This is a genomic window from Pseudomonas sp. CFBP 8772, assembly GCF_014841665.1.
Lineage (GTDB): Bacteria > Pseudomonadota > Gammaproteobacteria > Pseudomonadales > Pseudomonadaceae > Aquipseudomonas > Aquipseudomonas graminis_B.
This window is the reverse complement of sequence record NZ_JACYUI010000001.1, coordinates 557,979-580,595: the sequence shown is the minus strand read 5'-3', so window position 1 is coordinate 580,595 and position 22,617 is coordinate 557,979. Positions and strand designations below refer to the sequence as shown.

23 protein-coding genes are annotated in these 22,617 nt (G+C 60.0%); 13 read left to right on the top strand and 10 right to left on the bottom strand.

Annotation, left to right across the window (positions count from 1 at the left end; genetic code table 11):
• The first annotated feature begins 7 nt into the window (after window positions 1-7).
• The 11 genes from IFT99_RS02550 (at window position 8) to IFT99_RS02500 (ending at window position 9,694) form a co-directional block, all read left to right on the top strand.
• Complete coding sequence (locus tag IFT99_RS02550; RefSeq protein ID WP_192130315.1) at window positions 8-730, top strand: Crp/Fnr family transcriptional regulator; 723 nt, start codon at window positions 8-10, stop codon at window positions 728-730.
• 95 nt (window positions 731-825) lie between these two features.
• Entirely contained in the window at window positions 826-1,587 is a 762-nt protein-coding gene (locus tag IFT99_RS02545) for a YoaK family protein (RefSeq protein WP_192130314.1), read from the top strand.
• 88 nt (window positions 1,588-1,675) lie between these two features.
• Complete coding sequence (locus tag IFT99_RS02540) at window positions 1,676-1,951, top strand: metal/formaldehyde-sensitive transcriptional repressor (RefSeq protein WP_192130313.1); 276 nt, start codon at window positions 1,676-1,678, stop codon at window positions 1,949-1,951.
• 20 nt (window positions 1,952-1,971) lie between these two features.
• Window positions 1,972-2,913, top strand: a complete 942-nt coding sequence (gene dmeF / locus IFT99_RS02535) for a CDF family Co(II)/Ni(II) efflux transporter DmeF (RefSeq protein WP_192130312.1) — start codon at window positions 1,972-1,974, stop codon at window positions 2,911-2,913.
• 35 nt (window positions 2,914-2,948) lie between these two features.
• Window positions 2,949-3,302, top strand: a complete 354-nt coding sequence (locus IFT99_RS02530; protein WP_192130311.1) for a hypothetical protein — start codon at window positions 2,949-2,951, stop codon at window positions 3,300-3,302.
• A gap of 6 nt (window positions 3,303-3,308) precedes the next feature.
• Entirely contained in the window at window positions 3,309-3,512 is a 204-nt protein-coding gene (locus tag IFT99_RS02525) for a DUF1289 domain-containing protein (RefSeq protein ID WP_192130310.1), read from the top strand.
• Window positions 3,513-3,670: 158 nt separating this feature from the next.
• Entirely contained in the window at window positions 3,671-4,363 is a 693-nt protein-coding gene (locus IFT99_RS02520) for a bacteriorhodopsin (protein ID WP_192130309.1), read from the top strand.
• Window positions 4,364-4,389: 26 nt separating this feature from the next.
• Window positions 4,390-5,223, top strand: coding sequence for a Brp/Blh family beta-carotene 15,15'-dioxygenase (locus IFT99_RS02515; RefSeq protein WP_192130308.1), 834 nt, complete (start codon window positions 4,390-4,392; stop codon window positions 5,221-5,223).
• Between the two features lie 335 nt (window positions 5,224-5,558).
• Window positions 5,559-6,410 (top strand): phosphate/phosphite/phosphonate ABC transporter substrate-binding protein, encoded by an 852-nt coding sequence (locus tag IFT99_RS02510; RefSeq protein WP_065988842.1) that lies wholly within the window; start codon window positions 5,559-5,561, stop codon window positions 6,408-6,410.
• A gap of 31 nt (window positions 6,411-6,441) precedes the next feature.
• Window positions 6,442-9,360, top strand: coding sequence for a GGDEF and EAL domain-containing protein (locus IFT99_RS02505; protein ID WP_192130307.1), 2,919 nt, complete (start codon window positions 6,442-6,444; stop codon window positions 9,358-9,360).
• Between the two features lie 94 nt (window positions 9,361-9,454).
• The gene (locus IFT99_RS02500; protein ID WP_065988840.1) at window positions 9,455-9,694 is read left to right on the top strand and encodes a hypothetical protein; all 240 of its coding nucleotides are present in this window, start codon (window positions 9,455-9,457) and stop codon (window positions 9,692-9,694) included.
• Between the two features lie 21 nt (window positions 9,695-9,715).
• Here IFT99_RS02500 and IFT99_RS02495 read toward each other — a convergent pair whose 3' ends face one another.
• From IFT99_RS02495 to IFT99_RS02455, 9 genes are all read right to left on the bottom strand, one after another.
• Entirely contained in the window at window positions 9,716-10,870 is a 1,155-nt protein-coding gene (locus IFT99_RS02495) for an ATP-binding protein (protein ID WP_192130306.1), read from the bottom strand.
• A gap of 213 nt (window positions 10,871-11,083) precedes the next feature.
• The gene (locus IFT99_RS02490; protein ID WP_192130305.1) at window positions 11,084-11,917 is read right to left on the bottom strand and encodes a phosphodiesterase; all 834 of its coding nucleotides are present in this window, start codon (window positions 11,915-11,917) and stop codon (window positions 11,084-11,086) included.
• A gap of 22 nt (window positions 11,918-11,939) precedes the next feature.
• A complete protein-coding gene (locus IFT99_RS02485) occupies window positions 11,940-12,971 on the bottom strand; it encodes an ABC transporter ATP-binding protein (protein ID WP_192130304.1) in 1,032 nt (343 codons plus the stop codon).
• A complete protein-coding gene (locus tag IFT99_RS02480) occupies window positions 12,968-13,762 on the bottom strand; it encodes an ABC transporter permease (protein ID WP_065988836.1) in 795 nt (264 codons plus the stop codon). The genes IFT99_RS02485 and IFT99_RS02480 overlap by 4 nt, the downstream gene beginning before the upstream one ends.
• Window positions 13,759-14,580 carry an ABC transporter permease gene (locus IFT99_RS02475; protein WP_197985849.1) on the bottom strand — a complete coding sequence of 274 codons (822 nt, stop codon included), beginning with the start codon at window positions 14,578-14,580 and terminating at the stop codon, window positions 13,759-13,761. The genes IFT99_RS02480 and IFT99_RS02475 overlap by 4 nt, the downstream gene beginning before the upstream one ends.
• Window positions 14,581-14,628: 48 nt before the next feature.
• Window positions 14,629-15,633 (bottom strand): ABC transporter substrate-binding protein, encoded by a 1,005-nt coding sequence (locus IFT99_RS02470; RefSeq protein ID WP_192130302.1) that lies wholly within the window; start codon window positions 15,631-15,633, stop codon window positions 14,629-14,631.
• Window positions 15,617-16,648, bottom strand: a complete 1,032-nt coding sequence (locus tag IFT99_RS02465) for a LacI family DNA-binding transcriptional regulator (protein ID WP_192130301.1) — start codon at window positions 16,646-16,648, stop codon at window positions 15,617-15,619. The genes IFT99_RS02470 and IFT99_RS02465 overlap by 17 nt, the downstream gene beginning before the upstream one ends.
• Before the next feature lie 280 nt (window positions 16,649-16,928).
• Complete coding sequence (locus tag IFT99_RS26435; protein WP_192130300.1) at window positions 16,929-19,511, bottom strand: M10 family metallopeptidase C-terminal domain-containing protein; 2,583 nt, start codon at window positions 19,509-19,511, stop codon at window positions 16,929-16,931.
• 151 nt (window positions 19,512-19,662) lie between these two features.
• Window positions 19,663-20,409, bottom strand: a complete 747-nt coding sequence (locus tag IFT99_RS02455) for an SDR family oxidoreductase (RefSeq protein ID WP_065988831.1) — start codon at window positions 20,407-20,409, stop codon at window positions 19,663-19,665.
• Window positions 20,410-20,509: 100 nt separating this feature from the next.
• Between IFT99_RS02455 and IFT99_RS02450 the strand changes: the two genes are divergently transcribed.
• Together IFT99_RS02450 and IFT99_RS02445 are read left to right on the top strand one after the other, a co-directional pair.
• Window positions 20,510-21,415, top strand: coding sequence for an AraC family transcriptional regulator (locus IFT99_RS02450; protein WP_065988830.1), 906 nt, complete (start codon window positions 20,510-20,512; stop codon window positions 21,413-21,415).
• A gap of 93 nt (window positions 21,416-21,508) precedes the next feature.
• Window positions 21,509-21,988: a DinB family protein gene (locus IFT99_RS02445; protein WP_244656864.1), complete on the top strand. Its 480-nt coding sequence runs from the start codon at window positions 21,509-21,511 to the stop codon at window positions 21,986-21,988.
• Window positions 21,989-22,121: 133 nt separating this feature from the next.
• On the opposite strand, the gene IFT99_RS02440 is transcribed toward IFT99_RS02445, so the two are convergent.
• Window positions 22,122-22,436 (bottom strand): RcnB family protein, encoded by a 315-nt coding sequence (locus IFT99_RS02440; protein WP_192130299.1) that lies wholly within the window; start codon window positions 22,434-22,436, stop codon window positions 22,122-22,124.
• Window positions 22,437-22,617: the final 181 nt, after the last annotated feature.

Below are 22,617 nucleotides of genomic sequence, written 5' to 3'. Positions count from 1 at the left end.
CTCCACCATGTACACCGCGCCGCAGCCCGTCGACAACCACCTGCTTGCTGCGCTGGCCGATGAAGAACTCGTGCGTCTGGCGCCGCACATGGAGTGGGTGCAATTGGTATTGGGTGAGGTGCTGTATGAGCCCGGGGACATTTTGCGTCAGGTGTACTTTCCCACCGACTCGATCGTGTCCCTGCTGCAGGTTACCGAAAGCGGCGCCTCCGCAGAGATCGCCGTGGTCGGCAACGAAGGGCTTGTCGGCATTGCCGTGTTCATGGGTGGCGAGAGCACGTCCAGCCGCGCGGTGGTGCAGAGTGCCGGAGGCGCCTTCCGCCTGCCCGGCCATAAACTCAAGGAAGAATTCGATCGTCACGGCGAGCTGTTGCTGCTCATGCTGCGCTACACCCAGGCCCTGATTGCGCAAATGTCACAGACCGGTCTGTGCAATCGTCACCATTCGATCGACCAGCAATTGTGCCGCTGGTTGCTGTTGTCGCTGGATCGACTGCAAGGCAATCAGCTGACCATGACCCAGGAACTGATGGCCAACATGCTCGGTGTGCGCAGAGAAGGCGTGACCGAAGCGGCGGGCAAGCTGCAGCGCCAAGGCGTGATCGAATACACTCGGGGCCAGATCAAGGTCCTTGACCGCCCGCGACTGGAACGGTTGAGCTGCGAATGCTATTCAGTGGTGAAGGCCGAGTCCGACCGCTTGCTGAGCTATACCCGACGACGTGAGTGATCAGGTCATTATCAGGGTCTTGAAGGCTCAAGGCGGTGATTGCACGGATCGGATGAAAACGGCGTCAGGAACTTCAGCAGCCACGGGACCCTTTGATGGCGATCAGATACATCCGCAGCCTGACCGGCCGAAGACGCACACCGGACGCTAACCGCCACCTCGGGTTTGTCCTGGCCTTTGTGGCCGGCGCCATCAACGCCGGGGGCTTTCTGGCGGTTCAGCAGTACACCTCGCACATGACCGGCATCGTTTCGTCCATGGCCGATAACGCGGTGCTGGGTGCGTACGACCTGCTGCTGCGCGGGGGCAGCGCCCTCTTGTCTTTCATGGCAGGCGCCGCCTGTTCGGCCATCATGGTCAATTATTCCCGCCGCAGACGCCTGCACAGCGCGTTCGCCTTGCCCCTGTTGTTCGAGGCGTTTTTACTACTCTGCTTCGGCTTTCTGGGCCCCAGGCTGGCGGCCGTGGACGGATTGGTCGTGTCCCTCACGGTCATGCTGCTGTGTTTCATCATGGGCCTGCAAAACGCCTTGATCACCAAGGTTTCCAAGGCTGAAATCAGAACCACGCACATCACCGGCATCGTCACCGACATCGGTATTGAACTCGGCAAGCTCGTCTACTGGAACGGCGCTACACCGCCCGGGCAACCGCGAGTGGTCGCGAACCGCGGGCGGCTGAAACTGTTGACTGCTCTGGCATTGAGCTTTTTCACCGGCGGTGTGGTGGGTGCGTACGGGTTCAAACACGTGGGGTACACCGCGACCGTACCGCTTTCGCTGGTCCTCGGCATGCTGGCGGTCGTGCCTGCCCTGGACGATGTGCGGCGCTATTTCCGGCGTGCGTGTCGGGGGTGATCCATCGTTGATCCGTGTCCGAGCCAACCCTTGCATAGGTATAGGGGGTACCCCTATGCTGCATCCCGTCTAGCCAGGGGTGTATCCGATGGGCCATGTCGCAGCCAACAAAAACGATCTTCTCAAGCGTGTCAAACGCATCGCCGGACAACTCCAGGCCGTCGAACGAGCGTTGGAGTCGGACCTCGACTGCGCCAAGACGCTGCACCTTGTCGCCGCCACTCGCGGGGCCATCAACGGCCTGATGGAGGAGATCATTGAAGACCACGCGCGCGCACACGTGGCGGATCCGGGTCTCAGCGAAGCCGAGCGCAACCAAGGTGTCGAAGAGCTGCTTGAAGCCATTCGTCGTTATTCCAAGTGAACACATCCAGGCGCCCGCTTATGCAAAGTCCGAACATCAACTACCTGCACGACCACGTCTTCCTGGGCTCGGCGCACGATGAGAACACCAGGCGTACGCTGTGGGTGGTGGCGCTGACGGTGGTGATGATGGTCGGTGAAATCACCGCCGGGTATGTCACCGGCTCGATGGCGCTGCTGGCCGATGGTTTTCACATGGCGACGCATGCCGGTGCATTGGGCATCGCCGCGGCCGCCTATGCTTACGCCAAACGCAACGCTTCCAGCCAGCGCTTCAGTTTCGGCACAGGAAAGGTAGGGGATCTGGGCGGCTTCGCGTCGGCACTTATTCTCGGCATGGTTTCCCTGGGGATCGGCGTTGAATCCGTCATGCGCCTCTTGCAGCCCACCGATGTTCAGTTTGGCACCGCTACCCTCATCGCGATTGCCGGGTTGATCGTCAACATCGTCAGCGCCCTGTTGCTGGGCCACGGGCACAGCCATGGACACGATCATGAGCACGATCATGACCATAATGATCACGGCCATCCCCATGCCCCTCATGGCAACGACAACAATTTGAAATCGGCGTACGTCCACGTCCTCGCGGACGCGCTGACCTCGGTGCTGGCCATCGCTGCATTGCTCGCCGGTCGTTATCTGGGCTGGGTATGGCTGGACCCGGCCATGGGCATCGTTGGCGCCCTCGTTATCGCGCGGTGGGCCTGGACTTTGATGGGCGTCACCGCAGGCGTATTGCTCGATCAGACTGACGCACACGTTGCCGAGGAGATCCGCCAGTTGGTTGAAGAACCGGGAGACGCCACCATCACCGACTTGCACGTCTGGCGGGTCGGCCCCCAAGCCCATGCGGCCATCGTCAGCGTCCTTGGCGCCGCCACTGCGGACGCCGACACCATCCGTGAACGTCTCCAGCCGGTCCATGAAATCAGGCACCTGACGGTCGAATTTCGACCGGCCTGATTGAGCGCTTCTGCCCTGCCCCAGAGGAAATTGCCATGCCACCCGGCAAACGTGAACTGGCGCGAATCGAACGCCGGTTAATCGCCACGCTGACCGAAGCGTGCGAGACAGCAAAAAGTGAAATCAAAGGCTTCGCCTGGCTGACCCACACGGCTGACCTGAACGCGTTGGCTGACACCCTGAAGGTGATCTGGGTGTTCGAAACGCGGGCGGACAAACAGCGCGCTCAGCTTGAAGCGAAGGCGCGCATTTTTGAGCTGACGGCCATTGCGTTGAATGAAGCCTGCATCGACCTGAAACTCTCGGATCGCAATGTTCGCCTTGACTCCGAAGAGGAATGCCAGCGCGCTCATGAGGGCAACTGGCAAAAGCGACTTGGTCAAGGGTGACTGACGATGGCCAAAGAAATTGAAAACCCATGCATCGCGGTGTGCCAGCTCAGGGGTGATCTGTGTGTGAGTTGTGGCCGGACGAAGGACGACATCAGAAAGTGGAAACGCATGAGGCGGCCTGAAAAAATGGCGGCGGTGCAAAGGGCGAGTATGCGTTTGAAGCAATTTCGCAAGGAGCAGAAAGCCAAGCATGGCGGTGAGTGTTAACGGTGAAGGCACATTCAGCCGAATGTTTGAGCACCCGAGAAACATCTTGAACCATTTTAGTCCGTGACTTCTCTATCTGACTGCAGCGCTCGGCAAAACCTTCTCTGATTGGGAGATGGCGTCGCCAAGCGGATCTCATAGACTATCTGGACACCCCAATGACCCCAATACCTCTGCTCCTGGGCTTCGTCATCATGTCGCTTGCCTCGTTGGCCATCTATGCCAAAGGCGCTCACAGCGGCCCACTGCGCGGCCACACACTGGTCCACTCCGCCGTCCCGTTCATTGCGGCAACGGCCTACCTCTGCATGTACCTGGGCGTGGGTAACCTGATCAAACCGGACGACAGCGTTACCTATCTCGCTCGCTACGTCGACTGGGCCTTAACCACGCCTCTGCTCCTGGCCGGGGTCGTCAGTTCGGCGTATCTGGGCGCCCGTGAGCAGGAAGGCCAAGCCGGCTTCGTGGCGTCTATCGTGACCCTGGATGTGATGATGATAGTGGCCGGTCTGATCGCCTCGTTGGCGCCTTACGGCACTTTGAAATGGGTATTTTTTGCCTGGTCGTGCGCGGCTTTTGTCGGTGTGCTTTATCTGCTGTGGAAGCCACTGGCGAATATCGCCGGGCAGCATCCGGCCATTGGTGCGGCGTACCGTAAAAATATCGGTTTTCTCACTGTGCTCTGGTTGATCTACCCGGTTGTTTTCGCCATCGGGCCAGAGGGGATATGGATGGTAAGCGATGCCGCAGCCATCTGGATCTTCCTGGTACTCGATGTTCTGGCCAAGGTCGTGTACGCCTTCACCTCCGAGCGCAAGTTGCACGCCGCTCTGGCGAAGTCAGGCGCCTGAGAGTGAACAGGACGGGCTGGCTAGTCATGCTGTCGACCGCCGTGATTGCCAGCCTGGCCGGGGCAGCGACGCAGATGACGTTTGCGCTGGCGGTAGGGTTGGGCCTGGGGCTTCTCCACGGGGTAAGCGATATGCATCTGGTGGCAACGGCACGACGCCCCGCTTTCCTCTTTTCCTACCTGGCGACAGCCCTTGGCTGTCTACTCTGCTGGCAGCTGGCAAGTGCGACAGCACTCCTGTTGTTTCTGCTGCTGTCGGCCTGGCATTTTTTCCATGAAGATGAATTGTTCCACGAGCGGCTGACATCGCTGGCGTTGGGGCTCTTCATCATTGGCGGTCCGGCAGTGGTGCATGGGACAGAGGTCGCCCGGTTGCTCGCGTTAACCATCGGCTCGGGCGAACCCCATGGACTGGCGGAACGGCTGACGTGGTTGCTCGCCACAATCGGCGTCATCGCGCTACCGGTATTGCTGCTGGCCTCCTGGCGCCAACGCAGCCTGTGGTTAGCGGCCACGCTGTTTGCCGTGGTGCTGTTACCACCCCTTGTCGGCTTCGCTGTTGGATTTTATAGCTTGCACGCCGCGCCTCAGACCCAGGTTCGCCAGCGTCTGTTGGGCGCGCCTCACCTGTCTGCCTACCTGCGCCTCACTTGGCCAATATGCCTGGGCGCTGCTCTGTTCATCTTGGTTGGAGGTCTTGTCTTCCTGCTGCAGGAAGGCACCGGAATCCGCGCGCTGTTCGCTGTATTAACGGCCTTTGCAGTACCGCACATGATCGTATTGCCGCGTTTTCTGCCAGTGGGTAGAGCGGCGGGTATAGACGGCCAGCCACCCTCGGAAGCGCGAGTGGTTGAGCGGTAACTGACCCGCACACTAACTCTTTGACCCACTCAGGTCGCCTTGCTTCCACCAGGACGAATGCCGGAGCGGGCCAGACGCGTCACCATCAGGAATGCATCCACTGTCGGAATAACGGCTCTTCCTCCAATCACCTCCCTCATCCAAACGAGTATGGGGTAACGGCCTTATCACAGGGACCAATGCGGGCGGATTAGTGGATCCAATAGACTTAACTAATTATTTAAGCAAAGGGTGCTTAAGATCCCCCGCGCCCGGCCGATTATATTGGATTGATGAGTTTGATTTAACTTTAATCACCGTTGGGTCAGAAGCTAGTCTACTGCTGGAGTGAACACGTGACGTTACGCCTAACCTGCAAAGCTTTTATTATTGCGCTGTCTTTTGGGTTGTCAAATGTGGCGAGTGCCGAAGACGTTAAAGTCTACAATTTTTCGCCGGTCAATCAATACAACCTTAATCTCTCAGCCAGTTTCTGGAACCCGATCATTCGGTACGTGTCCGACAAAAGCGGCGTGAACCTGACCCTGAAATTAGGGCGTACCTCCTCCGACACCACCAGTTATGTGCTCGCACAAGAAGTTGATTTCGCTTTTACCAACCATCTTTTCAGTCCAGAGCGCGACAAAATGGGTTGGAAGGTGTTTGGTCGCCGTGACGCCCCTCCCCTGGAAGGGCAAATCGTGGTACCTGCCGATTCCCCCATCCATAGCCTTGCTGAACTGGAAGGCCAGGAAGTCGTGTACCCGGGACCCGAAGCGTTCATCGCTTATAAAGTCACCAGCGCCGAATTGGTAAAGAAAGGGATAAATACGTCTACGGTGTTTGCAGGAAACATGGATGGTGCGTTCAGCCAGCTGATCAGTGGCAAGGCCCAGGCAATGGGGGTTAATTCACAGCTGGTCAGCGGCTACACCGAAAGAGAAGGCAAGTCGTTCCGCGTACTGTGGAACTCGTCCTTGTTCAACGATTTAGCCCTCATGGCCTCCCCCAGAGTGTCTCAAAAAGAACTGACGGCGGTCGCCGATGCATTTTTTAATATGCAATATGATAGTGAAGGCAGCAAAATTCTTCATGACGCGACTGAGCTCGTCCATGCACCTGAACCGATCAAGTTTATTCCTGCGACGGAAGCGGATTATGCGTCCTATCGTGATTTTTATAACAGCGCTCCAGCAAACCATAAGTAATCAATCTCACACCTAGCGGGAGAGGCTGTTAATGAATTTCTTTAAAAGCCTGATGCCCAGATCACTGACGTCGCGCATATTGGCGATGCTGTCCTTTTTGATCGTAGTATTTCTGACAACCGGGCTGGGTCTTTTTTATAAAAACCAGATGCTCCAGCACATTGAAGAGATACAAGACAGCGCTAACATGCTGATAGAGGTGGCGGCACAGGCCGTTGAAGAAAGTGTCATCATCGGCGATTACGACACCATCAAAAGGACCCTCGAAAAAACCCTGTCTCGCTCACCGTTCAAGTCGGCCATGTTTATTGACCTGTCAGGTGGCGTCATTCGTCTGCAGGCACCCAAGGCGCCTGCTGGAAGAGCCCCTGCGTGGATAGAATCCGAGGTGGCTGCACGGTTATTCGATGTCAACCGTCCGATAACGATCGGGGGCAAAGATTATGGCGTGATGCGCCTGTCTTTCAATGCCGAGAAAATAGCGGCTGAACTGTGTACGTTGGTGGTGCAGGCGACCGTACTGGCAGTGCTTTTTCTGCTGACCAGTTTGCTGTTGATGGGGTTCATGATCAAACGGTCGCTCGCACACCTGGACAAACTTCACTCTTATGAAGCGGAAATCGCTTCGGGTGCGGTGGCAGCAGAAGCGATGTTGGTGGCCGATGCGCCCGTGGAAATACAGGAGGCCATAAAGGCGGTAAACCGTACGGCAGCCAGTATGCGCAACCACTTTGGTCAGCGCATTGAATCGTTGATGAACACATTGGTGCAGCATAAGAATGCCCTGGATGAGGTTTCGATCGTTTGCGAATTTTCACCCTCCGGCCGTATTACCTATGTTAACGAACGATTCGTGTCGAGCGCCCAGCGTTCTCGCGCTGAGCTTCTGGCGTTGACGATCGATGAAGTCTGGAACGGCATGAATTGCGCCACTCAGCCGTGGCAATGGACACCTGAACGTGAAGTGTGGAACGGTGAGGTCAGGCTTTCAGGTCGTGCCGGGACAGATAAATGGCATCAACGCACCATCATCCCGATCCTCGATGACAGGGGCGGCGTTGAAAAATATATCTGCATCGACATCGATATCACCGACCGAAAAGAGTTCGAGGTCGCCATTCTGGATAACTCCAGAAGGCAAAACCTGATCGCCTTGTTTGGCCAGCAGGCATTGACCGAGGAAAACGTCAGAGCCCTGGGTCAACTGGCCGCGCTAACGGCGGCGCAAGGTTTAAAAATGAGCAAGGCAGCGCTATCAGTCGTTGACCAAGTGAGTCACGGGGTGATCCTCAGCGCTGAGATTGGCCTGACCCACGATGACATCCGCCGCAGCTACGCAAGCGAGGTGTCCACCCGTATGGGCGCTTCGACTGAGCTTGCCATCATTTCCGATGGAGCTGATGACACCTACAAGCTGTTGACTGATGACACAGTGGAAACCCATGGCATCAGAAGCACCCTGGAAGTTGATATATCGTGCAGGGACGTTTTCAAGGGCGTTCTTGGGGTGTATGCCACCACTGACTACGTGTTTACCCGTGAAGATGTTAGCTACATCCAGACATTGGCAAACCTGTTGGCAGCCGCGCTTGAAAGGGATGACGCGAAGAAAAAACTCACCCATCTTGCCGAGAATGATTCGCTCACCACCTTGCCCAATCGCTGGTTTCTCAATAATTACCTGCACGCTGCAATCAGCCGCACAGCCTCCGCGCCATCTGCAATAAGCGTCATCTTTATCGATCTCGACAGATTCAAAACCGTGAACGACACCATGGGGCATTCCGTGGGCGATGAGTTGCTTATCCAGGCGAGTCGACGTCTGGAAGAGTACATCGATGAGAACAGCATGGTTGCGCGACTGGGCGGGGATGAGTTCTCGATTGTGGTCACACACACTGTCTACTCGGCAAGTTTCATCAAATCCCTGGCGGCCCATGTTGTTGACGCAATGGAGAAGCCGTTCAACCTTCGCGGCCAGGACATATTTGTTTCAGCAAGCGTGGGCATCGCCAATTATCCGTTTGACGGAGATGACGCCGGCGTCATCCTCAAGAATGCGGATACCGCCATGTACCATGCGAAAAAAAGTGGGCGTAATAATTTCAAGTTTTATAACGCCGAGATGAACGAAAGTGCCGTTAAACGCCTGCAGACTGAAACACTCTTACGGGGTGCGCTGGAACGCGATGAATTTATTCTGCATTTCCAGCCAAAGGTCAGCCTCGCAGATGGCAGCATCAGTGGCCTGGAGGCTTTGTTAAGGTGGAATCATCCCTCGCTCGGCCTGGTGTCTCCCGCTGATTTTATTCCCATGCTTGAGGAGACCGGCCTGATCATTCCGGTGGGCGAATGGGTCATCCGGAAAGTCTGTGAGACGTTGAAAAGCTGGGAAGACAGTCATATCAGACTGGTACCCATCGCCATCAACCTGTCCGCCAGGCAGCTTCAGGTAAAAGGCCTGGCCAACATCGTCAAACATATCCTGGAAGAATACGGTATCAACCCTACTCTTTTAGAGTTCGAGCTCACTGAGTCGGTGTTGATGATTGAACCCGAGTCGGCGGTTGAAATACTTCGAGACATCAAGTCATACGGGATAGGCCTTTCGGTCGACGATTTCGGAACGGGTTATTCCAGCCTGGCCTACTTGAAGCGATTCCCTATCGACATCCTCAAAATAGACAGAATGTTCATTAAAGACATCATGAGCAATCATGAAGACGAGGCGATTACCCGAGCGGTCATCGTATTGGCGCATGAGCTGGACTTGAAGGTCATTGCCGAAGGGGTCGAAACATTCGAGCAACTGGAGCTGCTGGTGAAACATGGCTGCGATCAGATACAGGGTTATCTTTTCAGCAGACCCGTACCGAGGGATGAGTGCGCTGCGATGATCAAGTCGTCACGTACGCTGGACATAAGATTTGCCGAGCCTGATGTTGCGTAAACCCGTGATATTGAGGTCGCCACACTCTCCAGTTATTGACACACTGTGTGGCAATCTCCTCGGGCACCCCGCCCGACTTCTACCTGGACGTCACATGACACCCAACGCAGAACTCTATAATCCCTCCACCGAATACGCTGACAAGCTGATCTCGCGGATTGGCCAAACACCTTCGTGGATCGCAAAGCGTATCGGTGTGACTGACAAGCGCATCCGCTACATCCTGGATGGCGAAAGGACCGTCAAGGGCGAGACCACGCCGATTCAGATGACCTACACCGAGCAATTTGCCCTTGAGTGCCTTGTCCAAGAGGCGATAGCCCTTAAGAGGTGACGGTTGCGGGCTGCCGCGACGCTACAAGCCGTCCAGCAGCCCGTCGGCACGGAGCAGATCAACGATCACGTGCTCATCCACCGCGTAAACGCCCCGGGACGCCTTCCAGACCAGGTTCTTTTCCTGCAAGGCAATGAGCGCTTGTTGCACCCCCGGCACCTCAACCTTGATGGCACTTTCGGCAACGCCTGACTGCTTCATCGCTGTGGCGTACAACGCCATGGTGGGCGCCTCGAACGGGGCGAAGTTATCGCCCATGCTGCCCATGACGCGAATGACGGCCGACTGGATCGGGGTCAGGCTGTGGATCACCTTCTTGAGGTTCGCGTTCAGCTCATCCGCCTGCGCCCGGACCAGCTCGGCAAAACGCTCAGGTACATTTTCAGGGTCGATGAAAAAGTCGAAGCGAATAGCATCGGCTGCTGCGCCAAGCAATTCGGGCCGATAGCCACTTTCTTTGAACAGCTGGAACACTTCTGCCGGATCGAGCGGAGATGGCAGGTCGATATTGGCGCACAGCCAGTCGATGTAGTTCTGATCGAGCGTCGGGAAAGGCACCATCGACGCGCCGAAGAACGCCTGATCCTTGCTGTTGCGCAGCATGGCCAGCTTGTCCCTGTTCGAGCCGGTGCAAACGATACGGAGGCCATGGTGCCGGGAGCTGTTGAGTTCGTCCCTCGCCGCCTTGAGTGCGAACAGCGCCGCCACACCCGCCTCGGTAGTGATCGCGTGTTGCGCTTCATCGATCATCAGCACGATGAGCTTCTTTGATTCGTCGGAGAGCGCCACCAGCGCCGTGGTGAGGTCGATGTCCCTGCCAAGCCCGATTTTATCCACGCTGAAGTTCAAGCCGCCGGCAACGACCTTCTCCACGCCGGACGCCTTGGCCAGCCGTGTGATGAAACCGTCGCTGCGACCTACCGCTTCGCGGATCGCTTCCACGATGACCAGACCTGGGTCTTTGGTGAGGTCTTGCCAGAGGTCGGCATACAACACAATCGCCCCCGCTTTTTCCAGCGCAGGCCGCAGGTCTTCACGTGCGAAGGTGGATTTGCCGGTACGCCGTGGCGCTGCCAGGAAGACGCCGGAGCTGGCGGAACTGCCCACCGACACCTGCATGATCAGCTTGGAGAGCCGGGTGGCCAGCTCGGGACGGTGGTAGAGGATTTCAGGCATTTGTAGATCTCTGCACAGCTCTATAGGCAATTATAGAGTGACTATAGACCAATTATAGATATGGGTGAAATCTACGTTTATAGGCGATTATAGAACGACTATAGACTGATTATAGGTAACCCACTTCAGTCGTACGCCAACCATCAGCGCCCGCAGAACATTCGGGCGCCGCCAGGCCAAAGCGTAAGGACAGTCCACCGAGATGGGGCGTGCCTAATCGATCAACCCCTGAGCGTCGTAAAACGGGTACGGCCCCGGGTAATCACCGAACACGCCGTTGTGGGTGACCAGGCCCTGCTGCGCTTCCCAGCGATGCAGCAGATAGCCCGCCGGCTCGAGGTTGAAATGCGCCGGGGCGTCGTCGCGCAGGTCGAGCACGATCTGGTGCGAGGTGCCCGGGCAGGTGCAACTGATGCTGCCGCCGAAGCGCCGTTGCATCGGCCGATGCAAATGACCGCACAGCACCCGTTCGACTTGCGGGTGCCGTGTGATGACCTGCTCAAGCGCCGCCCCGTTAATGAACGCCTCGCGCTCCATGTGGCCGATGCCGGTGACAAACGGCGGGTGGTGCATGATCACCAGGGTCGGCACCTCCGGGCGCCGGCCGAGCACGTCATCCAGCCAGGCCATCTGGCTGTCCAGCACTTGGCCGCCGTGGGCACCGGGGATCGTCGAGTCCAGTCCGATCAGACGCACCGGGTGCTCCTCGACGACCCAATCCAGGGGCGACTGGGGACAGAGCGGCAGGTAAACGTGATCGGCAAATTCGGCCAGCAGGTGCTCGCGGACGTCGTGATTACCGGGCACCAGGTAATACGGCATGCTCAGGCGCGCCAGCTCGGGGTGCAGGACGGCGTATTCATCCGGCCGACCGAAGTCCACCAGGTCGCCACTGATCACCACGATGTCCGGCCGCGGCGTGCTGGCGTTCAGATGATCGACCGCGCGACGCAAGGCGCCGAGGGTGTCGACCACGCCATAGGTCAGCTTGTTGCCGGCTTTAAGGTGCAGATCGCTGATCTGCGCGATGAGAAACGGGGCGTTCACATTCAACTCACTTAAACAAGGATCACGGGTGCAGGGCGAACAGCGCCTGCGGCTCGATGGCCAGGGCAATGAGATCGCCCGGCGCATGAATAACGCTGTCGGCGCTGTCGACCAGCAGCGGTTGCGCGGCGCCGACCTCAATCAGCAAGCGGCTTTGCGCGCCCTGAAAAAACTGTCCCAGCAAACGCCCGTGCAGGTGCCCTTCGCGCGTCACCACCCGCAGATGCTCAGGCCGGCAATACACCGTGGATGGCTCACTCGCCTCAGCCCAGGGCAGCTCGCCGCCGCTGACTTTCAGGCCGTTGACGGTACGGCCTGCCACCGAAAAGGCATTGAGGTTGCCGACAAAACCGGCCACGAAAGGATTGGCAGGCTGCTGATAGATTTCACGCGGCGTGCCGAGCTGGGCGATGCGCCCTTGCTGCATGACCAGAATCCGGTCGCCCAAGGCCATGGCTTCGCCCTGATCGTGGGTGACGAACACTGAGGTGATGCCGAGGCTGCGCAACAGCTGATCGAGTTCGCTCCGCAGGCGTTCACGCAGTTGCGCGTCCAGTGCCGCGAGGGGTTCGTCGAGCAGCAGGACTTTCGGCCGTGGCGCCAGCGCGCGGGCCAACGCCACCCGCTGACGCTGTCCGCCGGACAGCTCATGAATGCCGCGTTTGGCGTGCTCTTGCAGGCCGACCAGTTCCAGCAGTTCGGCGCAGCGTTTGTTGCGCTCGGCAACAGACATGCCGCGCACCTTCAGGCCATAAGCGATGTTGCCTTCCACGGTGAGGTTGGGGAACAGCGCGTAATTTTGAAAGACCATGCCGACGTCGCGACGCTCGATGGGCAGACGGGTGACGTCCTGATCACCGAACAACACCTGGCCTACGTCCGGCCGCTCCAGCCCGGCAATCATCCGCAGGGTGGTGGTTTTACCGCAACCGGACGGGCCGAGGATCGCCAGGGTCTCCCCCGCCTCGATGGTCAGGTTGAGGTCGTGAACGGCAACAGTGCCGTCGGCGAAAGCCTTGCGGCAGCCGATCAGGCGCAGCGTGGTTCCAGTCATCTTTGCTCTCCACGGGAAAGGCGCGCGCTGATGGCCTGCAACGCCACCAGCAGCGGCACGATCATCAGCAGAAATATGAGGGTGTAGGCGCTGGCGACTTCCAGCCGCGCCGAGGCGTAACTGTCCGCAAGACCGACCGGCAGGGTTTTGGTCATGGGCGTGTGCAGCATCCACGTCAGGTTGAATTCGCCCAGGGACAGCGTCACCACCATCAGCACGCCGGCGAGAATCCCCGCCCGGCAGTTGGGCACCACCACGCTGAAAAACCGTCGCAACGGCCCGGCACCGAGACTGGCGGCGGCCTCCTCCAGCGTCGGCAGGTGCTGACGCTGCATCACCGCCATCACTGGCCGCACCAGAAACGGCAACGTGAACAGCACATGGCCGACGAGGATGAACAGCCAACTGCTGCGAAAACTGCCGAACTGGCCGTAGGTCAGCAGCAGGGCCAGGGCGCTGGCCAGGCCGGGCATCGCCACCGGCAAGACCATCAATTCCTCGAAGGCGCGACTGAAGCGGTTGTTCATCCGCACCAGCGCATAGGCCGCCGGGACGCCGATCACGCAGACGCACACCGCACACGCCACCGCCAGTTGCAGGGACAGCCACACCGTCGGCGAATAGGCCTGCCAGACTTGCGCGATCCAGTCGAAGGTCAGTCCGCTGGACACGCCCTGAAAGTAATTGCGGGTGAGCCCGGCCACCAAGGACATCAGCACCGGTACCAACATGAAGGCGCAGACCAGCAGCGTGAACAGCAGCTGCGCGATGAACAGCGAAGAGCGCTTCACAGGACCGTCCTCGATTGCTTGACCATGCGCCGCGCGAGCAGCAACACCGCCCAGGTCAGCGCGCCGAGCACCACCGACAGCGCCGCCGCGACAGTGAAGTTGGCGTAGTTGGTGAACACGTTGTAGATCGCCACCGGGGTGACGTTCAGCTGGGTGCCGAGGGTGAAGGCGGTACCGAAGGCGCCCATGGACGTGGCAAAGCAGATCGCACCGCAGGACACCAGCGCTGGCGCGAGCCCTGGAATGATCACGTCACACACCACGCGCCAGTGCCCGGCGCCGAGGGAGTGGGCGGCCTCTTCCAGGCTGCGGTCGAGGCTTTCGCAGGCGGCCATAATCGTGAGGATCACTCGGGGAATCGAGAAATACAGGTAGCCGAGGAACAGCCCCGCCAGGGAATAGGCGAACACCCAGCGCTCACCCGCCAGCTTCAGGCCGAGCATGGCGAACAGCCCCTGCCGCCCTGCCAGCAGAATCACCAGAAAGCCCACCACCACGCCAGGAAACGCCAGCGGAAAGGTCAGCAGCGCCACCAGTGTGGTGCGACCGAAAAAACGCTGACGGGCGAGAAACACGCCGGTGATGCCGCCGACCAGCAGCGCGGCGAGGGTTACCACAGCAGCCAGCACACAGGTTTGCGCCAGGCTGCCCAGATACTGCGGGCTGCTGAGCACTTGCCAGTAACCGCTGCCGGCGCCGTCCCGTTGCTGTCCGCCGAGCACTATCAGGTGCGCCAATGGCAGCAGCCAGAACGCCGCCAGTACCGCCGCGGCGGGTGCGAGGGCCCAAGCGGCCGTCGGGCGCAGACGCCGTTTCAACAACCCACCCGCAGCCACGTTCTGCGCCTTCGACACCGTGCTGCTCACTTACTTGACCTCGCTCAGGTAACGCGCCGAAAAGGCTTCCTGCACGTCGGCCATGTGCTGGTAATCCACCACACCGGCGCGGGCGTAATCGCTGTCAGGCAGGAATTGCGCGGCCACGTCGGCTGGCATTTTCATGGCGCGAACCGGGCGCAGATAGGCCTTGGCCCACAGCGCCTGGCCCTGCTCCGAGAGCACGAAATCCAGCACCTTCTCGGCGTTGGCCTGATGGGGGGCATTGGCGACCAAGCTCATCACGTAGGGCACGCTGATGCTGCCTTCCTTGGGGATGACGAAGGCGACATTGGCCTTGTCCTTGTAGCGGGCGCGGTAGGCGTTGAAATCGTAGTCCACCAGGATCGGCAGCTCGCCTGAAAGCACTCGGGCGTAGGCGGTTTGCTTGGGCACGATCGGCGCGTTCTTCGCCAGTTTCTGGAAATAGTCGATGGCCGGCGCGAAGTTGTCCAGGGTGCCGCCCATGGCCTGATTGATCGCCACGGCCGACACGTAGCCAACGAACGCGCTGGACGGATCCAGGTAACCGACCATGCCTTTGTATTCGGGTTTGAGCAGATCAGCCCAGCTCTGCGGGACCGGTAAGCCGCCCAGTGCATCGACGTTGACCATGATGCCGAGGGTGCCGGAGTGGATCGCGAACCAGTGGCCTTCCGGGTCCTTCAGGCCTGCGGGAATCTGCTCCCAGCCTTTAGGTTTGTAGGTGCCGACGACGCCAGCCTTCTGCGCCTGCAAACCGAAGGTCACGCCGTAATACACGACGTCCGCCACCGGCGCGGCTTTCTCGGCCACCAATTGCGCCAGGGACTGGCCGGAGTTCTTGTTGTCCAGCGGCACTTGCACGCCGGTGCTGTCAGCGATCGCCTTGAGCTGGGTGCCCCAATCCGCCCACTCTGGCGGGCAGTTGTAGCAAATCGCGGTTTCGGCAGCCTGGGCCAGGCTGGCCACGCCACACAGCAGCAGTGCCGCCAGGGTTTTACTGAAGCGGATCATGGAGCGTCTCCTCGTAGGGCTGATTGTAGGGTTGAGTACTTTCGCCAGGCCGGATGTGGCACGGCAGGCAATGGGAAGTCGGGGCGGCGCCGGCAATCTGCGCCAGCAATTGATCGATGACGGTGGTCGCCAGCGCGGCGATGGGCTGGACCACGCTGCACAGGGTCGGGTGCATCTGAGTGCCGATGTCGATGCCGTCGAACCCGATGATCGACAGCTGCTGAGGGACCGCCCATCCGTGGCGGCGCAGTTCGGCGATCAGGCTGATCGCCAGCAAATCGTTGGAGCAGACCAGCGCAGTCGGCGCGTCAGGGCCGAGCAACAATGGCGCGAGCGCGCTGAAGTCGGCCTGGGTGTGGCTGGGCATTTCGATGATGGGCATGGCGGCCAGGCCGTGTTCAGCCATTGCGTCGCAGTAGCCGGCGTAGCGCTGCCGCGCCCGGTCGGACTGCAGCGTCGGCCCCGCGACCATGCCGATGCGTCGATGACCGGCCTCCAGCAGATAGCGCGTGGCCAGGGCCATGCCGGCACGGTTGTCCACCGAGACGGCGCTGTATTCGGTGCTGCCGGGCTGGTGATAGGCGAGAACAAAGGGCGTGTCTTCGGTGCTGAGGCTTTGCAGCACGCGGTTGCTGTGGGCGTCGGTGACCGTCAAGACCAGGCCGTCGACCCGTTGGCGCAGCAGCTCTTCAACCACCGCGCTTTCCCGCTCGGCGCTGTAGTCGGTGGTCGCCAGCAGCAGGTTGTAGCCCCGCAACCGCGCGGCGCGCTCCATGGCTTGAAACTGTTCGGCGAACACCGGGTTGAGCAGGCTCGGCACGACGACGCCAATGAGCTGGGTGGTTTGAAGGCGCAACTGACGGCCGAGCAGATTGGGCCGAAAACCCAGTTCTCGCGCGGCGGCGAATACCTGGTCACGGGTTGTCGGGCGTACCACTTCGGGGGAGGCGAAACAGCGGGCGGCGGTCGCTCTGGAAACCCCGGCCACCCGTGCGACGTCTTTCAGGTCACTCATGATCACTCGCTTGAGATCGATCTCATTGGCGAGGACATTAAGGTGTCAATGTGGCATTTCAGGGGCGAGGATGTGACAGATTGGAGTCATTGGGTGAGGCAGGACTGACTGCCAGGCGGAAGTCGGACTGGCTCAACCCACTGTAGGACCGGCTTTGGCCGGGAAGGCGTCAGGTGTCACACCGCAAATGTGAGGGTGTGCGGACTGACCTCTTCCCGGCTAAAGCCGGTCCTGCAATGAGATCGCGTGCAGCCTGAGAGACCGCATGCATTGAAGGCGATCAGGCGTCGGACAGCACCACATGGTCCATCGGCGCCGCCACGCCCACCACCTTGATCTCAGCCGCATTAACGGCGGCGCTGAAGGCAAAGTCCTCGGCCTTCAGACTGTGGCTGTAATCCCCCGCCAGGGTGACCTGGAATTTCTGGCCAGCGCTGTCCGCTTCGTTGCTGCGAACGTAGGTGCGGTCGCTGTTGGCGTTGTAACTGACCTGCAGAGTGTCGTTACGCCCGTCGCCCAGGCCGGTAAAGCCAAGCGCCGAAACATCCAGCGTGTCGTGGCCAGTGGTGAAATCAGTGATCAGGTCCGCCGCCCCGACGTAGCTGTCGCTGATGTGATCAAAGCGGAAGGTGTCCTCGCCCGATCCGCCGGTGAGCTTGTCGCTGCCGGCACCGCCAACCAGTACATCATCGCCGACGCTGCCGGCCAGCACGTCGTCGCCCGCCAGGCCAGACAAGGTGTCGTTGCCCCAGTCGCCATACAGCGTATCGGCGCCGGCCGTGCCGGTGGCGTTCACCGAGGTCAGCGGCTGGGACGAATCGGTGCGCGTGTCATCGGGGTTGGCGAACAGCACGTTGCTGGCGGTCAGGTCATAGAGGTGATTGCCGCTGAGCAGGATTTCGAAGCGGTTGCCGTCGGCGTCCGGCTCCAGCGACTTCAATGCCGTTTGATCGCCGGCGAGGTTCAGCACCACTTTCAGCGTGCCGTCGTAGCCGTTGCCCAGGCCTTTGTAATTCAAGGCGGTGAGATCCAGGCGATCATGGCCGTTGCTGTTGAAATTAGTGATCAGGTCGCGTTGCGCGTAGCTGCCGCTGGCATCGTTGCGCAGGCTGTCGCTGACGCGGGTGTAGACGAAGGTATCTGCGCCTGCGCCACCGGTCAGCGTGTCGCCGCCGCTGCCGCCGATCAGACGATCCGCGCCGCCGTCACCGGACAACGTATCGCGCCCTGCACCGCCGAGCAGCACGTCGTCGGCAGCGGTCCCCAGCAGCTTGTCGTCACTGGCCGTGCCGGTGATCGACGAAAAGAAGTTCGCCGCGCTCAGGGAGCTCAGGTGGTTGCCGTCCAGTGCCAGTTGAAAACGGTTGCCGGCGGCATCGGCGTCCAGGCTGGCGAGGTAGGTGATGTTGGTGCCAGCGTTATAGGTCGCTTTCAGCGTGCCGTCGTGACCATTGCCCAGGCCGGACAATCCCAGCAGGGTCAGGTCGAGACGGTCGCTGGTGTCGTTGAAATCGGTGATGCGATCGGTGAAGGACGTGGTGGCCGTGCGGTAGCTGTCGCTGACCGAGGTAAAGCGAAACACGTCGCTGCCCGTTCCGCCGCTGAGGCGGTCCGCGCCTGCACCGCCCTGAATGACATCATCACCGGCGCCGCCATCGATGCGATCGCGCCCTGCCCCGCCACTGATGAGTTCGTCCGAGCGGCTGCCGATCAGCGTGTCGGCGCCCGCACTGCCGCGCACGATCAGCACATCGCTGTTGTTGTAGACCTGGCTTGCGTTGCCCGCCGCGCTGATGTCGCCGGCTTGAGTGCCGTTGATGACGTTGCCGAAGATCACGCTGCCTTCGACGCTTGCCACGTCCGACGGCACCTCGGCCACGCCCCAGGTCGATCCGGCGCCGCCGGTGATCAGGTTGTCGTAGACGAAATTCTGCGTGCCGTTATCGCTGCCCAGGTTGCGGATGGCCACTTCCGGCACGTCATTGCCTTGCGCATTGGTGTGGATGACGTTGTTGGACACCTCGATGTGGGTCGTGCCTTGCAGATTGACACCCGAGCCGCCGTTGCCGTGGATGTCGAGGCGATACACGCCGCCGTATTCGATGCCGCGCATGTGCACGCCATCGCCGCCGTTGCCGGAAGCGTCGCCACCGATGACGCTGAAAAAGCCGGTGTCGACGCCACTTTCTTCATGGACGTAAATCCCGTCGCCAGCGTTGCCGGACACCTGGTTGTCGGTCAGCGAAACCGCTACGCCGCCCAGGCCGACATTGATGCCGTTGGCGCCGTTATCCAGCGCGCGGTTGTCCTGAAAGGTCAGTGCGGGCAGCGAACCTCCCACTGCAAACCCATCGAAGGCGTTGTCTGAGGCCGTGCTGTTGCGCACTGTCAGATGCACCGACGCGCCGGTCAGGTCGAAGCCACTGCCGCTGAAGTTCGTCGCGGTGACGCCGTCGATCAGCAGGTTGGTACTGTTGGCCCCCGACTGGGACCAGCCACTGACCTGCCCACCGCCGTTGGCCTGATTGCCATCCAGCGTAAGATTGCTGACGGTGGCGTCTCGCACGGTGCTGCCTGCCACCACGCCCAGCATAGACGTGGTGTTCGAACCGGTGCCATCGGCCAACTGGAGCACGCTGTCACCGGCACCCTCACCGGTGAGGGTGACTTTGCTTTTCAGCGCGAGCGCGTTACCCGAACCGTCGCTGTCCGACACCCGCCAGGTGCCGCCAGGAATGTAAACCTTGCCCCCACCCGCGGCGCTTGCGGCATCAATTGCCTTCTGGATGGCGACGGTATCGTCAGTAGTGGCATCGCCCTTGGCGCCATAATTGCGGATATCAAAAGTGGGGGTGATGCTCATGCGCTGCTCCTGCCTGGAAAACTGACGACCTGTGAGCCGGTTGTCACAACCGGCTCGGGGAACAGCTTGGACCGGTGGAGTTCCTGATTGTTAGTTCCCTTGAAGGGGCTTTCGTCGGATGGGCAGCATGATCCGGGATAACAGCGGATCGTCAGTCCGCCTCCCCCATCAAGGCGACCGCATCCGCGCCCGCCGCGATGCGCATCGGCGAACCAGGGTCGTTCGCCGCCCCCCAGATGGCTTCGGCGACATCCTGGGCCTCGGTCACCAGTGTCGATTGCGACCACTCGCTAAACACGCGTTGAGCCAGATCGGCATACGCGTCCGGAATGCTGCCCTGCATGCGGGGCTGTGCGTTTTTGCCGAAGTCGGTCCCCGGTGCGCGCCCCGGCAGTACCAGGTTGACGCGAATGTTGAACGGCTCAAGTTCCAGCGCCAGGGATTCGGTGAACGCATTTACCGCCGCCTTGCTCGCCGTGTAGATGCTGAGCAATGGCAGTGATTTGATCGTCACGCTGGAGGTGACGTTGATGACGACCCCGGCGCTGCACTGGCGGAACTGCGGCAGTACGGCCTGAGTCATCGCCATGGTGCCGAAGGTGTTGGTGTCGAAGATGCTGCGGATCTTCTGCATCGAGCAGCCTTCGAGGGCGCCCAGCAGTCCGATGCCGGCGTTGTTGACCAGAACATCAATCGGCCCGGCAACGTCGATCGCGTTCTGGATGCTGTCTGGGTCGGTGACGTCCACCGCGAGCACGCGCAGATGTTCGGACGTTTTGAAAAGCGCTGCATCCGGCGTGCGCATGGTCGCGATAACTTTCCAGTTTCGGTCGATAAAATATTGGGCGGTAGTCAGGCCGAAGCCCGAAGAGCAGCCGGTGATCAGAATGGTTTTCATGGTGTGTATCCATCGCGTGATTGACAGTGACGCAACGATAAGCTGTGGTAACCGGACTGAATATCATCGCCCATCCGCTATTCTTTTGCAGGAGTCCGGAATGCTCGATCCGCTCGCTGAAGTGGTCACCCTGCTGCAACCCAGCGCTTCACTGTCCAAAATCGTCAACGGCGCCGGCGCCTGGCGGGTGCAGCGCTCCGTACACGGCCAGCCTTTTTACTGCGCGATTTTACAAGGGGAGTCGAGGCTTTCGGTGGCCGGGCAGTTGCCGATGACCCTGCAGGCAGGCGACTTTGTGCTGATCCCGGCGGCTTACGATTTCGAGATGATGAGCCTTCAGCCCGTTCTGGAGGGTGACGCTGAACGGGTTCCCGTCGAGGTCCGTCCACGGGACATTCGTGTCGGCCCGCCCGATGTGCCCGTCGACGTTCAGTTGTTGGTAGGTCACTGCACCTTCGGATCGCCGGACGCTGCTTTATTGGTCTCGCTGCTCCCGCAACTGATCCACGTGCGCGGCGAGCCCCGACTGGCGACGCTGGTTGGCTTGGTGACCGGGGAAGCCCGGGCTCAGCGGCCAGCAAGGGACGTGATCCTCGCCCATTTGCTGGAAGTGCTGTTTATAGAGGCGCTGCGTTGCACCGCCACCGAAGCGGCGCCACCCGGATTATTACGCGGACTGGGCGACGAACGCCTCGCGGTGGCATTGCGGCAAATGCACGGGCATCCGGGCCGCCCGTGGACCGTGGAACAACTGGCGAGGGAAGCCGCCCTGTCGCGTTCGACGTTCTTCGAGCGTTTTCAGAACGCATTGGGCATGCCACCCATGGCGTATCTGTTGGCGTGGAGAATGGCGCTGGCAAAAAAGCTGCTGCGTGAGCGCGTGGAGGACATTGCCGGGATTGCACAGCGCGTGGGTTACGGCTCGGTGAGCGCGTTCAGCGTGGCATTCAACCGCTACACCGGGCGCGCGCCGGGTCGGTACTCGCGGGAAGGAGACGGTGGGTGACTGACCGCCCGCACATTCAATACGATTGTCGTTCCAGCCATCTACACGGGGCCCTCGGATGAACAGCTATCTGGCGCAGGCACACAATAATCAATGGTCGAACCGGCGCTTGCTCTCGGCATGCCTTGGCTTAAGCGACGAAGCATACCTGGCGCCGCGAACAGGTTTTTTCCCTCGATCGAGCTGACATTGCGGCACATTCTTGATGTCGATCAGTTTTACCTGGCGGCACTGACGTTTGATCTGAAGGGCCAACGACAGAACCTGCCCGAGAATATGTCGATTCAGCAACTGGTCCAGCTCCAATCCGGGGCCGACGCCCGACTTGTCACCTATTGCGAAGGCTTGAGTGAGGACGTCTTGAGCAGTCGAGCGCGCGTGGTGCGGGCAGCAGGCATTATTCCTGAACGGGTGGATCGCTTGCTGCTGCACTTATTCCAGCATCAGATTCACCACCGTGGACAGGTTCACGCCATGCTGTCCGGTACCCGCATATCACCGCCACAACTGGATGAATTTTATCTGGATGGGGATTTGCCCTTAAGGGCCGCCGACAGGCCTCTTCCCGGCTAAAGCCGGTCCTACCAGACCACACACATCTAGTCAGGCTAGCGGTGAGCCCACTGTAGGACCGGCTTTAGCCGGGAAGGCGTCAGACGTCACGCCTTCATTCGTTGACTGAGAAATGGGGTCTCAACCAACGGCGTTACTTGTGCCCCTTGGCCTTCGGCACCATCTGTTTGATCGTCCCGGTAGGGATGTCAATCAACGCGTATTTGTCCTTGATTTCCACCCACTGCTGGTTCTTGTCCGGTGCAGTCAGGTGGCGTGCGCGCCAGTCTTTAACGGCGAGGCTCGGACGTTGGTACTGGTCAGGGGCGTTATCGCCTTCCTTGATTTCCTTGACCCCTGCTCCCGGCCGATCCATCGTCACGCTTGGCTGTTCGGCAGCGTACGAAAAGCTGCTGACGGCGCATACCGCGGTGAACAGCAGATGAGGGAGGTATTTCTTTCCGATCATGATCAGATCCTTTGGCAAACGAGTGCCGCTGATTGAATAAGGGGTGACGGTGCATCCGTCATGCTCTGACCGGGGCTGATTCGCAGGAGTTCGATCGGATCACGGAGGTTCAGATCCGCATCACCAGCCTGCGCAGCCTCACTGGCAGGTGCCCTAGAGCGATGTACCGGTCTCAACCGGA

Bases quoted from the DNA above. Each gene is read 5' to 3' on its own strand.
- IFT99_RS02520 (WP_192130309.1), top strand. From the start codon at position 3,671: ATGACCCCAATACCTCTGCTCCTGGGCTTCGTCATCATGTCGCTTGCC.
- IFT99_RS02525 (WP_192130310.1), top strand. From the start codon at position 3,309: ATGGCCAAAGAAATTGAAAACCCATGCATCGCGGTGTGCCAGCTCAGG.
- IFT99_RS02495 (WP_192130306.1), bottom strand. From the start codon at position 10,870: ATGCCTGAAATCCTCTACCACCGTCCCGAGCTGGCCACCCGGCTCTCC.
- IFT99_RS02500 (WP_065988840.1), top strand. From the start codon at position 9,455: ATGACACCCAACGCAGAACTCTATAATCCCTCCACCGAATACGCTGAC.
- IFT99_RS02440 (WP_192130299.1), bottom strand. From the start codon at position 22,436: ATGATCGGAAAGAAATACCTCCCTCATCTGCTGTTCACCGCGGTATGC.
- IFT99_RS02465 (WP_192130301.1), bottom strand. From the start codon at position 16,648: ATGAGTGACCTGAAAGACGTCGCACGGGTGGCCGGGGTTTCCAGAGCG.
- IFT99_RS02530 (WP_192130311.1), top strand. From the start codon at position 2,949: ATGCCACCCGGCAAACGTGAACTGGCGCGAATCGAACGCCGGTTAATC.
- IFT99_RS02445 (WP_244656864.1), top strand. From the start codon at position 21,509: ATGGTCGAACCGGCGCTTGCTCTCGGCATGCCTTGGCTTAAGCGACGA.
- IFT99_RS02455 (WP_065988831.1), bottom strand. From the start codon at position 20,409: ATGAAAACCATTCTGATCACCGGCTGCTCTTCGGGCTTCGGCCTGACT.
- IFT99_RS02515 (WP_192130308.1), top strand. From the start codon at position 4,390: ATGCTGTCGACCGCCGTGATTGCCAGCCTGGCCGGGGCAGCGACGCAG.
- IFT99_RS26435 (WP_192130300.1), bottom strand. From the start codon at position 19,511: ATGAGCATCACCCCCACTTTTGATATCCGCAATTATGGCGCCAAGGGC.
- IFT99_RS02450 (WP_065988830.1), top strand. From the start codon at position 20,510: ATGCTCGATCCGCTCGCTGAAGTGGTCACCCTGCTGCAACCCAGCGCT.
- dmeF (WP_192130312.1), top strand. From the start codon at position 1,972: ATGCAAAGTCCGAACATCAACTACCTGCACGACCACGTCTTCCTGGGC.
- IFT99_RS02485 (WP_192130304.1), bottom strand. From the start codon at position 12,971: ATGACTGGAACCACGCTGCGCCTGATCGGCTGCCGCAAGGCTTTCGCC.
- IFT99_RS02545 (WP_192130314.1), top strand. From the start codon at position 826: ATGGCGATCAGATACATCCGCAGCCTGACCGGCCGAAGACGCACACCG.
- IFT99_RS02550 (WP_192130315.1), top strand. From the start codon at position 8: ATGTACACCGCGCCGCAGCCCGTCGACAACCACCTGCTTGCTGCGCTG.
- IFT99_RS02505 (WP_192130307.1), top strand. From the start codon at position 6,442: ATGAATTTCTTTAAAAGCCTGATGCCCAGATCACTGACGTCGCGCATA.
- IFT99_RS02470 (WP_192130302.1), bottom strand. From the start codon at position 15,633: ATGATCCGCTTCAGTAAAACCCTGGCGGCACTGCTGCTGTGTGGCGTG.
- IFT99_RS02540 (WP_192130313.1), top strand. From the start codon at position 1,676: ATGGGCCATGTCGCAGCCAACAAAAACGATCTTCTCAAGCGTGTCAAA.